Source organism: Pseudomonas sp. fls2-241-R2A-110 (assembly GCF_030209165.1).
GTDB lineage: Bacteria > Pseudomonadota > Gammaproteobacteria > Pseudomonadales > Pseudomonadaceae > Aquipseudomonas.
This window is the reverse complement of the sequence record NZ_JARVSN010000037.1, coordinates 74205-86095: the sequence shown is the minus strand read 5'-3', so window position 1 is coordinate 86095 and position 11891 is coordinate 74205. Positions and strand designations below refer to the sequence as shown.

Below are 11891 nucleotides of genomic sequence, written 5' to 3'. Positions count from 1 at the left end.
TTCTGACCTGAGCTGTCCGCCTCATGCGCCCAACTGCCCTCGCCTTGCGCTTCATTTCGCTCTGCTTCATGCCTTTGATCCCCCTGTTTGCCAGTCCCGCCCATGCCAGCGGGGAACGACAACTGGTGGAAGCCATCAACGATTACCGCGCCCACCCGCAACACTGCAACAGACGCCCGGCACAGCGCTTGTCGCCGCTGTCACTGAAACAGAACCTGGCGCTGCCGATTGGTTATCGCGGCGGTTTGCGGGATGGGTTGAAGGCTTCCGGCTACGCGGCAGTGACGGTGCGCACCCTGCGGGTGGTCGGCGCACAGGATGCCGATGAGGCTTTCGATCTGTTTGAGGACGAATACTGCGGGGCCTTGCTCGATAACCAGTACGCCGACATTGGCGTCAGCCGCGCCCGAAACGAATGGCAGATCGTGCTGGCGCAACCCGTTCTCGATAGCCGCGTGGGTGATACGCGCTCGGCGAGCAAGGCCCTGTTGGCCGAGGTCAATGCCGCGCGAGCCAAGCCACGGATGTGCGGTGGCCAGCGCTTTGCCGCCGCCCGACCACTAAGCTGGAACGCCGCCCTCGGTGCCGCAGCGCAGGGGCACAGCAAGGCGATGGCTTATGGTAATTATTTTGCGCACCGCGACCCCGACGGTGATATGCCGGCTGATCGAGCAAGAGCGGCCGGCTACCGTGGCCGGCAGATAGGCGAAAACATCGCCGCCGGGCAGAGCTCACCGGGCAAGGCCATGGCAGGCTGGCTGGCCAGCCCCGGGCATTGCGCCAACCTGATGAATCCGATGTTTACTCAAGTGGGCGCCGCGTATGCAGCGGATGCGCGCAGCGATGAAGGGGTTTATTGGACGATGCTGTTTGGGGCGCCGTAAGACCGCAGTCATGGACGGCGCCGATAAGCGGAACAACGAGAAACAGCCGCCTGCGTGCCTGCCAGAACTAGCGCCGGCGCGCCAGGCGCTGCTGCCAGTTGCCGCCATTGGCGCGCTGGCATTGTTCTTCCGAATCAAAATGCACGTGGGCAGAGACCGGGCTGACAAGCACATCGGCATTCTGTAACGCCATCGCCGTCAGCTCAACCATGCGTTCGCCCTGCCCGCTGGCCAATGCCTGTTCTTTGCTGACTTGCGTGTCGAAGACCCAAATCACTCTCAGGCTTGAGGGGAAATCGCTGTAATCGACTTCGTGGGTCAACCAGTCGAACCCGACGATTTCAGCCTTGGCTGTTTCACAAGCCTCGGTCAGGGTGGCTACCAGAAGTCGTTCGATGTGTGCCTGTTCGCGTTTGCTTGAACCCATGGGGAATCCTTGTGACCTTCGACAATGTGGACCGGACGCAATCATGTACCTGTTCTGAGCATTGCATGGCAACGCCCCGCAAGTTCTTTCAAAGTGGATCAATCCTTCTCACCCCCCGTGAACCGGCACCTATAATCCAGAAAGACACAGGTTCCTGCCACATCGCCGCTAAAAGACCCTGCCTATCGTCCCCCAATACTCCACCTATTAGCTGACTTCCCGAGTGGGGTCTAACCTGTATCCAGCGCTGGCAGAACACGCTGGCCGGTTTAGTGCTGATATGGAGACAGGAATGAGCCCGAAGCTTGACTAGGCCATCCGTGGGCCACCGCACAGGCAACTCGATTGCCGCTGTTCAGCATCCTCGTGTGGTCAAGACAACCAGTTGATCCAACTGCTGGCCCGGCAGCCTATGTCATGAATTTCGCTCGTTGCTATCTGACGCCCAATCCCGGGCCGGATAGCCGGATGAACACGACCAAAGGTAGCTCGCACATGGCAAATGAATCGAAATGCCCGTTCAATCACGCCGCTGGCGGTGGCACGACGAACCGCGATTGGTGGCCGAACCAACTGAACCTGAAGATCCTGCACCAGCACTCGTCCCTGTCCGACCCCATGGACGAAGGCTTCAACTATGCACAAGAATTCAAAACCCTGGACTTTGCGGCGGTCAAAAGAGACCTGACTGCGCTGATGACCGATTCCCAGGATTGGTGGCCTGCCGACTTCGGCCACTATGGGCCGCTGTTCATCCGCATGGCCTGGCACGCCGCAGGCACCTACCGCACCGGTGACGGTCGTGGCGGCGCCGGCTCTGGCCAGCAGCGCTTTGCACCGCTCAACAGCTGGCCGGATAACGTCAGCCTCGACAAGGCCCGCCGCCTGCTCTGGCCGATCAAGCAAAAGTACGGCCGGAAAATATCCTGGGCTGACCTGATTGTCCTCACCGGTAACGTCGCGCTGGAGTCCATGGGCTTCAAGACCTTCGGTTTTTCCGGTGGCCGTCCTGACGTCTGGGAACCGGATGAAGACGTTTATTGGGGCTCGGAAAACAAATGGCTGGGCGGCGACGTGCGCTACGGCAAACACAAGGAACCGATGCAAGAGCCCGGTGAAGGCCCGCTGGTGGCTGAGCCGGGGGAAAATGAGGAGAGCCGTACCGACCAGGGACGCAACCTGGAAACCCCGCTCGCGGCCGTGCAAATGGGCCTGATCTACGTCAACCCGGAAGGCCCGGAAGGCAACCCCGACCCGGTCGCTGCCGGTAAAGACATCCGCGAAACCTTTGCGCGCATGGCGATGAACGACGAAGAAACCGTCGCGCTGATCGCTGGCGGCCACGCCTTCGGCAAAACCCACGGCGCAGGACCTGCCGACAACGTCGGCGCCGAGCCCGAAGCCGCCGGTCTTGAACAACAAGGCTTTGGCTGGAAAAACAGCTTCGGCACCGGCAAAGGCCCAGACACCATCACCAGCGGCCTGGAAGTGACCTGGACCACCACGCCCACGAAATGGAGCAACAACTACCTGGAAAACCTGTTCGGCTTCGAGTGGGAGCTGAGCAAAAGTCCGGCGGGAGCGAACCAGTGGGTGGCAAAAAACGGCGCCGGTGCCGGCATCATTCCAGATGCTCACGACCCGTCCAAACGCCGTAATCCGACCATGCTGACCACCGACCTGTCGCTGCGATTCGACCCGATCTATGAGCCGATTTCACGGCGATTCCTGGCCAATCCGGATCAACTGGCCGATGCCTTCGCACGCGCCTGGTTCAAACTGATCCACCGTGACATGGGGCCCCTCTCACGCTATCTCGGCCCGGAAATGCCGAACGAAGAGCTGCTCTGGCAAGACCCGATTCCAGCGGTCGATCACCCGTTGATCAACGACAGTGACGCCGCCGCACTCAAGAGCAAAATCCTGGCTTCGGGCTTGAGCGTTGCGCAGCTTGTGTCAACGGCCTGGGCCGCGGCTTCCACCTTCCGTGGTTCCGACAAACGCGGCGGCGCCAACGGTGGTCGGCTGCGTCTGGCGCCACAGAAATTCTGGCAAGCCAACCAGCCCGAGCAATTGGCCAATGTGCTGGCCAAACTCGAGGGCATTCAGAGCGAGTTCAACAACAGCGGCAAGAAAGTCTCGCTGGCGGATCTGATCGTTCTGGCCGGTAATGCCGGCATCGAACAAGCAGCGAAAAATGCCGGCCTCAGCGTGACGGTGCCGTTTACGCCAGGAAGGATGGACGCATCGCAAGAGCAGACAGATGTCGAGTCGTTCGGCTTCCTGGAGCCGGTCGCCGATGGCTTTCGCAACTTCCTCAAAACCCGCTACCGCGTACCGACCGAGCAGCTGTTGATCGACAAGGCGCAACAGTTGACCCTGACCGCACCGGAAATGACCGCGCTGATCGGCGGCCTGCGCGTGCTGAACACCAACGTCGGACAAACCCGCCACGGTGTGTTCACACAGCGGCCGGAGGCACTGACCAACGATTTCTTCAAAAACCTGTTGGACATGAGCGTGGAATGGAAACCCGTGTCCCAAGACAACGAAGAGTTCGAAGGACGTGACCGCAAAACCGGGGACGTGAAATGGACCGGGACACGCGTTGACCTGGTCTTCGGCTCGAACTCGCAGTTGCGCGCGTTGGCCGAGGTCTATGCGACGAGTGACGCGCAGGAGAAATTCGTCAAAGACTTCGTGGCGGCGTGGACCAAGGTGATGAACCTGGATCGCTTCGACGTGAAGTGATGCAATCGTGAACCTGTGAGGCCTTGAACGGGCCGCCGCGACCCGGTGATACGGATCGCGGCGGCCTCATTCTTTTACACGGCAAGGCCGAAATCGGCGAAACCTTCCTGCCATGTGCGCAAGCTTAATGCCCCGTGCCGCCCATGCACTCCGCCGTCGTGGCAAGCGCCATGCCGGCCTGCTGGACGAGTTTGCGCCACTCGTCGGCAGTGATGAGATCAGCGCGTTCCATCTCATCCGCCGTCCTCAGTAACCTGAAGTACCTTTCCTCTGCACTGATGAGGTTTGCAGGCAGCGCAAACAACTTGCTCCACGCGGTCATGGCCAATCTTCTCTGTGCTTCTCTCATGGTGCCCCCCCTGTATTCGTCTCAGGCAAATGGATACCTGCCAATCGAGACCGTTCACACGGATGACGTTTAAGCCGACCAGTGGTGGCATTAAGCCACAAATGTCCAGGCAGCGCTTGTCCGATGGCGCTTACGAGATGAACGGTCGGGGCGTGACTTTCCTGCCCAGCCATCCGGCCAGCTATCCCCTCGCCTGCTTTTTGTCGCCTTCCTGACGCAAATTGAATCTGGCGCTTGCACAACCTATATTATGGTATACCATCATACGCACAGACACCCCAAAACCTCATACGGAGCAGCTCATGAGTTTCGAAATCCGCAAGATCGTCAGCTATGTCGAAGAGACCTTCATCGAAGGCGGCAAGGCCACCGATAAGCCCGTCACCATGGTCGGCCTGGCCGTCGTCATGAAAAACCCATGGCTGGGTCGCGGCTTCGTCGAAGACCTGAAACCGGAAATCCGCGCCAACTGCTCTGACCTCGGTGCACTGATGGTTGAGCGTCTGGTCGGCATCATCGGTGGTGCCGAAAAAATCGAGGCCTACGGCAAGGCGGCCGTGGTCGGTGCCGATGGCGAGATCGAGCACGCCTCGGCGGTCATCCATACCCTGCGCTTCGGCAACCATTACCGTGAAGCGGTCAAGGCCAAAAGCTACCTCAGCTTCACCAACAAGCGCGGCGGCCCGGGCACCTCGATCCAGATCCCGATGATGCATAAGGACGACGAAGGCCTGCGTTCGCACTACATCACTCTGGAAATGAAGATCGAAGATGCGCCGCGTGCCGACGAAATCGTGGTGGTCCTGGGTTGCGCCGATGGCGGCCGCCTGCACCCGCGTATCGGCAACCGTTACATCGATCTGGAAGAACTGGCTGCCGAGAAAGCTCAGTAATCACGGTCGGTCACAACAACAAAAAGGCATGCAGGAGCGCTCCATGATTCGGCTCACCGCTGAACGCACCCCGGCTGGCACCAGTTACCTGGCGACCGGCCAAGGCCAGCCCGTGGTATTGATCCACGGCGTGGGCCTGAACAAAGAAATGTGGGGCGGCCAGGTCGTTGGCCTGGCCACGAAATACCGCGTGATTGCCTACGACATGCTCGGCCACGGCGCCAGCCCGCGCCCGGAAAGCGGCACGCCGCTGCTTGGCTATGCCGATCAGTTGCTGGAGTTGCTCGACCACCTGCAACTGCCCAAGGTGACGGTGATCGGCTTTTCCATGGGCGGATTGGTCGCGCGGGCGTTTGCCTTGCATTACCCGCAACGCCTGCAAGGCCTGGTCGTGCTCAACAGCGTGTTCAATCGCAGTGCCGAGCAACGTGCCGGCGTCATTGCCCGCACCGCACAGGCGGCCGAACACGGGCCGGATGCCAACGCCGAGGCCGCGCTGTCGCGCTGGTTCAGCCGTGAATACCAGGCTGCCAATCCGGCACAGATCGCTGCCCTGCGTCAGACCCTGGCCGGTAATGACCCCCAGGGTTACCTGACGACTTACGAACTGTTCGCCACCCAGGACATGTACCGCGCGGAGGATCTGGGCAGCATCCAGGTGCCGACGCTGGTCGCCACCGGCGAACTGGATCCGGGTTCGACACCGCAAATGGCTGAGCAATTGGCCGCACATATTCCGGGTGCAACCGTTGCCGTGCTCGCCGAGCAGCGGCATATGATGCCCGTAGAATCGCCGCGCCTGGTCAACCAGCTGTTGCTGGAATTTCTCGACAACGCGCACTCCCGACAAAACCAGATCAAGGGGATCGTTGCATGACACTCGCACGCTTCCAGATGTGCATCGGCGGTGAATGGGTCGATGCCCTCTCCGGCAAGACCTTCGAAAGCCTGAACCCGGCGCTGGCCGAGCCTTGGGCCGAACTGCCCGACGCCGACGAAGCCGACGTCGAGCGCGCCGTACAGGCCGCACAGACGGCTTTCGACAGCCCTGCCTGGCGCGGCCTGACCGCCACGGCGCGGGGCAAATTGCTGCGCCGCCTGGGCGATCTGATTGCCGAAAACAAGGAACACCTGGCGCAGCTGGAAAGCCGCGACAACGGCAAGCTGATTCGTGAAACCCGTGGTCAAGTCAGTTACCTACCGGAATTTTTCCACTACACCGCAGGCCTGGCGGACAAGCTTGAAGGCGGCACCCTGCCGCTGGACAAGCCGGACCTGTTTGCCTACACCGTGCACGAAGCCATGGGCGTGGTCGCCGCGATCATTCCCTGGAACAGCCCGCTGTACCTGACCGCAATCAAACTGGCGCCAGCCCTGGCGGCTGGTAATACCATCGTGATCAAGCCGTCCGAGCACGCCTCGGCAACCATTCTGGAACTGGCCCGCCTGGCGCTGGAAGCCGGCATTCCACCGGGCGTGGTCAACGTCGTCACCGGTTACGGCCCAAGCACTGGCGCCGCCCTCACCCGCCATCCGCTGGTGCGCAAGATTGCCTTCACCGGCGGCGCGGCCACGGCCCGGCATGTGGTGCGCAGCAGCGCCGAGAACTTCGCCAAGCTGTCGCTGGAACTGGGCGGCAAGTCGCCGAACATCATCTTTGCCGACGCCGACCTCGACAGCGCAATCAATGGCGCCATTGCCGGGATCTACGCTGCGTCCGGTCAAAGCTGCGTCTCGGGCTCGCGCCTGTTGGTTCAGGATGAAATCTACGACGAGTTCGTTGAGCGCCTGGTGGAGCGTGCCAAACGCATCCGTATTGGCAACCCGCAGGAAGACAGCAGCGAAATGGGCCCGATGGCCACCGCACAGCAACTGGCCGTGGTCGAAGGACTAGTCGCCGACGCCATCGCCGAAGGTGCCCGCCTGCGCCTGGGTGGCAAGCGTCCAGAGAACCTGGGAGAAGGCTGGTTCTATGAGCCGACCTTGTTCGAATGCGACCACAACTCGATGAAGATCATGCAGGAAGAAGTCTTCGGCCCCGTGGCGTCGGTGATTCGCTTCAAAGATGAAGCCGAAGCGCTGGCGATTGCCAACGACTCCCAGTTTGGTCTGGCTGCCGGCATCTGGACACGCGATCTGGGCCGTGCCCATCGCCTGGCCCGAGACGTGCGTTCCGGGATCATCTGGGTCAACACCTACCGTGCCGTATCAGCCATGGCGCCGATCGGTGGCTTCAAGAACAGCGGTTATGGACGCGAAAGCGGCATCGATTCGGTGCTGGCCTACACCGAGCTCAAAACGGTGTGGATCAACCTGTCCCAGGCGCCAATGCCTGATCCATTTGTGATGCGCTAGGAGATTTGCGAAATGATCGAACCCGGCATCTACAAAGACGTCATGAGCTCGTTCCCTTCCGGGGTCACGGTGGTCACCACCCTGGACCCGGACGGCGGCATCGTCGGCATCACCGCCAGCGCCTTCAGTGCGCTGTCGATTGACCCGGCACTGGTGCTGTTCTGCCCCAACTACGCCTCGGACACGTACCCGATCCTGCGCGACAGCAAGCAGTTCGCGATTCACTTGCTGTCCGCCGACCAGACCGCCGAAGCCTATGCGTTCGCCAGCAAAGGCAAGGACAAGGCCAAACACATCGAATGGCACCTGAGCGAGCTGGGTAATCCGCTGCTGGGCAAAGCCACGGCGATCATCGAGTGCGAACTGTGGCGTGAATACGATGGCGGTGATCACGCGATCATCGTCGGCGCGGTGAAGAATCTGATTCTGCCCGAGCAACCCGTCACGCCGATGATTTACCACAAAGGCAAACTGGGCCCCCTGCCCGCGCTGGCCTGAAAGGTCTACACAAACCCTTGTAGGAGTGAGCCTGCTCGCGATAGCGGTGGTTCAGCTTGCATAGATGTTGAATGAGCTGACGCCATCGCGAGCAAGCTCGCTCCCACAGGGGATCTGCGGTGAAAGGATGATGAAGATGAGCAACGAGAAGTATGAAAAAGGCCTGAAAATCCGCACTCAGGTGCTGGGCGAGGCTTATGTGAACCGTTCCATCGAGAACGCCGACGACTTCACCCGGCCACTGCAGGAGATGGTCACCGAGTACTGCTGGGGCCACGTCTGGGGCCGTGAGGGTTTGTCGCTTAAAGAACGCAGCATGATAAACTTGGCCATGATTTCGGCCCTCAATCGGCCTCACGAACTCAAGCTGCATGTACGCGGCGCCTTGCGTAACGGGCTGAGTCGTGAACAAATACGCGAAATTCTGCTTCAGGTCGGTATTTATTGCGGTGTCCCCGCTGCCGTAGACAGTTTCCGGCTTGCCCGTGAAGCGTTCGCCGAAGCCGATGCCGAGGCCTCCAGTTAACCCTTGGCTGTTGTGATGACCTGAGCACGATGATCCTGGATCGTAGTGCTCTTTTTGCATGGACAGCCACATTCAGAGCGGACCCCATGAAACGCCTGCCACTCGACGACAGCTTCAAGGTCAATCGCAACCCCGTTACCCTGCGCGAAATCGTGCTGGATAAACTGCGAAGCGCCATCATGAACTTCCAGCTACTGCCGGGAGACCGTCTGGTCGAGCGCGACCTGTGCGATCGCCTCGGGGTCAGCCGCACGTCGGTGCGTGAAGCCTTGCGTCACCTGGAATCCGAAGGTCTGGTGGAGTTCGCCGATGCCAAAGGGCCACGGGTCGCCATTATTACCCTCGCCGATGCCGTTGATATCTATGAGCTGCGTTGCGTGCTTGAAGGGCTGATCGTGCAGTTGTTCACCCTTCGCGCCAAGGCCAAGAACATCAAGGCCCTGGAGAAAGCCCTCGAGGAAAACCGCAAGGCCCTCAAGGATGGCGAACTGCAACAGGTCATCGATTCGGTTCAGGGTTTCTACGACGTGCTGCTCGAAGGCTCCGGCAACCATGTCGCGGCCACTCAACTGCGCCAGTTGCAGGCGCGCATCAGCTACTTGCGTGCGACCTCGGTGTCCCAGGAAAACCGTCGCGGCTCGAGCAATCAGGAGATGGAGCGCATGGTTGAAGCGATCAAGAGCGGCGATCCGCTGGCCGCTCACCAGGCGTGCGTCGACCACGTTCGCGCCGCTGCCGCCGTGGCGCTGGATTACCTGAAGCGCAAACAGGAAGAAACCGGGGCAATCCCCGAGATCACCCTGCCGATCGCGCTCAAAGAACCGCGCATAGGCCGCTGAACATGTTCAGCCCGAGCTTTTGTCCAAAGTGCGGCGGCAATGACTTGAAGTCGCAGCTGCCGCCGGGCGATACGCACGAGCGCCTGATGTGCAACGGCTGCGGCTACATCCATTACGTCAATCCAAAAATCATCGCCGGCTGCATCATCGAGCAGGACGGCAAGTACCTGCTGTGCCAGCGCGCGATTCCACCGCGCCCTGGCACATGGACGCTGCCGGCGGGCTTCATGGAAGGTGGCGAAACCACCGAACAAGCCGCGTTGCGCGAAGTCTGGGAAGAAAGCGGCGTACGCGCAGAAATTCTCTCGCCTTACTCGATCTTCAGCGTGCCGAAGATCAGCGAGGTGTACATCATCTTCCGCGCCATCGCGCTGGAGATAACCGGCCAATACGGCCCGGAAACCCTCGACTACAAATTCTTCGCACCCGAGGACATTCCCTGGGACAGCATCTATTACCCGGCGATCCGGCAAATACTCGAACGCTATATCGAAGAACGCCAGGCCGGGGTCTACGGCATCTACATCGGCAACGATGACACCGGCAAGATTCACTTCATTCGGTAGTGGGCATGCGGCTAGTGGTCTTGAGGGCGCGTCATGACGCCTGAACGCTTTTATGGATTTGGGGCTCGGCGCTTGCTGTTAGAGCAGGCGTAGTTGCTCATCTATTGTCTTTATCTGCTTTAGATTTTGATTTATCCGCCCCTTCGGATGCATCTGAGAGAGATTGGTCGGCTGGCGGGGCGTCTTCGCTGGCAAGCCAGCTCCCACAGGGTTCGGTGCACACCTGCAGGAGGCTGGTCGGCTGTCAGGCCGCCATCGCTGGCAGGCCAGCTCCCACAGGGTTTGGTGTACATCTGCAGGAGACTGCGCCATCGCTGGCAGGCCGGCTCCCGCAGGGTTTGGTGTACATCTGCAGGAGATTGGTCGGCTGTCAGGGCGCCATCGCTGGCAGGCCGGCTCCCACAATTGAATTTTGTACAGCTGCGAGAGATTGGTCGGCTGGTAGGTCGTCATCGCTGGCAGGCCAGCTCCCACAGGGTTTGGTGCACACCTGCAGGAGGCTGGTCGGCTGTCAGGCCGCCATCGCTGGCAGGCCAGCTCCCACAGTAAATCGAGGTGTACCCCCGCTTTTCACCACTCAACAGGCCGAGCGGTAGCTCGCCTGCTTTTGATCTTGATCTACCCGCCCCTTCGGCAGGCTGAGTGGAGGCATTCATCTGGGGGGTAGGCGCGTAGCGCCGTGCGGCGAAGCCGCACACATCGAGAGGAGGTCGAAGCGAAGCCGACCGGAGGCGATGCCCCCAGATGAATGTCGGAGCGAAGGAACACCGAGCCTAAGCGAGGGGCCGGACGCCGGGGCGAGCCTTTTTTTTGCTTACTTTTTTTGAGGCGTTTGTCAAAAAAAGTGAGTCGCCGTAAGGGCGAAACCCTAAGCCGCCGTTACCGCAACAACGGATATGTACACCTACAAACAAAATGCCCCCCAGCCTATAAATCCTCAAATCAGACGCAATAGTCCGACAATTCGTCAGGACAGTCGCATCAAGCGCGTACTAATATTTGCACCTCATTCAATCAAGGACGATTCATGAAGCGCATTACCGGCTGTCTATTGTTTTTCCTGACCTTTACCACCCTCGCAGCCGACCTCAACCTGCTCACCGACAACCACCCACCCCTGCATTTCCAACAAGATGGCAAACTGGTGGGGTTCGGTGTGGATGTGGTGCAGGCACTGGCCGAACGCACCGGCGATCAAGTGCATCTGCAACAAATGCCCTTGCTGCGCGCCTTACGCGTTGCCGCCACCGAGCCAGCCACCGGCGTGTTTACCGTGCTGCGTAGCGCCGAACGCGAAGGACAGTACCAATGGGTCGGTCCACTGATGGACGTCGAAATCGCCCTCTATGCCGCACGCGACATCCAACAACCGGTGCGCAGTTTGCAGGACGTCAAGAACCTGGGCCGTATCGCCGTCCCGCGTAAATGGCTGGCTTACAGCTACTTGCAAAAACAAGGTCTGACCAACCTGTATGGCGTGGAAACGCCCGAGCAAATGATGCGTCTGGCGCGCCTTGGTCGCACCGATTTTGTAGTGGCCGATACCCTTTCCGTGGCGACGATAGCCCGTGAAGAAGGGTTGCCACCCACCCAATTGCATTACCAGATGCCGCTGATGAAGCAAGGCACCTACATCGCTTTTTCCCCGCAGACCGATACGCGTCAGGTCATCCGCTGGCAACAGGCGCTTGATGAAATGAGCCGCGATGGCCGCCTCGAACACCTCAAACAGCGTTGGCTAAGCGAGCATACGCCCCGCTGATGATGGAATGAAAAACACCTTCGGTCCTGGTTCACCCTTTC

General features: G+C 60.2%; 12 protein-coding genes. 10 read left to right on the top strand and 2 right to left on the bottom strand.

Annotated elements, in window-relative coordinates; all coding sequences use genetic code 11:
- The first annotated feature begins 23 nt into the window (after window positions 1-23).
- The gene (locus QRN31_RS27930) at window positions 24-884 is read left to right on the top strand and encodes a CAP domain-containing protein (protein ID WP_285435908.1); all 861 of its coding nucleotides are present in this window, start codon (window positions 24-26) and stop codon (window positions 882-884) included.
- Window positions 885-951: 67 nt separating this feature from the next.
- Here the strand turns inward: QRN31_RS27930 and QRN31_RS27925 are convergent, their stop codons facing one another.
- Window positions 952-1311, bottom strand: coding sequence for a hypothetical protein (locus QRN31_RS27925; RefSeq protein ID WP_285435907.1), 360 nt, complete (start codon window positions 1309-1311; stop codon window positions 952-954).
- Between the two features lie 495 nt (window positions 1312-1806).
- Between QRN31_RS27925 and katG the strand changes: the two genes are divergently transcribed.
- A complete protein-coding gene (gene katG / locus QRN31_RS27920; RefSeq protein ID WP_285435906.1) occupies window positions 1807-4062 on the top strand; it encodes a catalase/peroxidase HPI in 2256 nt (751 codons plus the stop codon).
- 124 nt (window positions 4063-4186) lie between these two features.
- Here katG and QRN31_RS27915 read toward each other — a convergent pair whose 3' ends face one another.
- Entirely contained in the window at window positions 4187-4384 is a 198-nt protein-coding gene (locus tag QRN31_RS27915) for a hypothetical protein (RefSeq protein WP_285435905.1), read from the bottom strand.
- Between the two features lie 329 nt (window positions 4385-4713).
- Here QRN31_RS27915 and QRN31_RS27910 point away from each other — a divergent pair, with 329 nt between their 5' ends.
- The 8 genes from QRN31_RS27910 (at window position 4714) to QRN31_RS27875 (ending at window position 11850) form a co-directional block, all read left to right on the top strand.
- Window positions 4714-5304 (top strand): amino acid synthesis family protein, encoded by a 591-nt coding sequence (locus QRN31_RS27910; RefSeq protein ID WP_285435904.1) that lies wholly within the window; start codon window positions 4714-4716, stop codon window positions 5302-5304.
- Between the two features lie 43 nt (window positions 5305-5347).
- Window positions 5348-6181 carry an alpha/beta fold hydrolase gene (locus tag QRN31_RS27905; protein ID WP_090185179.1) on the top strand — a complete coding sequence of 278 codons (834 nt, stop codon included), beginning with the start codon at window positions 5348-5350 and terminating at the stop codon, window positions 6179-6181.
- Window positions 6178-7659 carry an aldehyde dehydrogenase gene (locus tag QRN31_RS27900; RefSeq protein ID WP_285435902.1) on the top strand — a complete coding sequence of 494 codons (1482 nt, stop codon included), beginning with the start codon at window positions 6178-6180 and terminating at the stop codon, window positions 7657-7659. Before QRN31_RS27905 ends, QRN31_RS27900 begins: the two co-directional genes overlap by 4 nt.
- 12 nt (window positions 7660-7671) lie before the next feature.
- Window positions 7672-8157 (top strand): flavin reductase family protein, encoded by a 486-nt coding sequence (locus QRN31_RS27895; RefSeq protein WP_090185184.1) that lies wholly within the window; start codon window positions 7672-7674, stop codon window positions 8155-8157.
- Window positions 8158-8293: 136 nt separating this feature from the next.
- Window positions 8294-8683 carry a carboxymuconolactone decarboxylase family protein gene (locus tag QRN31_RS27890; protein WP_008059553.1) on the top strand — a complete coding sequence of 130 codons (390 nt, stop codon included), beginning with the start codon at window positions 8294-8296 and terminating at the stop codon, window positions 8681-8683.
- Between the two features lie 86 nt (window positions 8684-8769).
- On the top strand, window positions 8770-9522 hold the full coding sequence (locus QRN31_RS27885) for a GntR family transcriptional regulator (protein WP_090185187.1): 753 nt from the start codon (window positions 8770-8772) through the stop codon (window positions 9520-9522).
- A 2-nt stretch (window positions 9523-9524) separates the two neighbouring features.
- A complete protein-coding gene (locus QRN31_RS27880) occupies window positions 9525-10088 on the top strand; it encodes an NUDIX hydrolase (RefSeq protein ID WP_285435896.1) in 564 nt (187 codons plus the stop codon).
- Between the two features lie 1027 nt (window positions 10089-11115).
- The gene (locus tag QRN31_RS27875; RefSeq protein WP_285435894.1) at window positions 11116-11850 is read left to right on the top strand and encodes a substrate-binding periplasmic protein; all 735 of its coding nucleotides are present in this window, start codon (window positions 11116-11118) and stop codon (window positions 11848-11850) included.
- The last annotated feature ends 41 nt before the right edge of the window (window positions 11851-11891 follow it).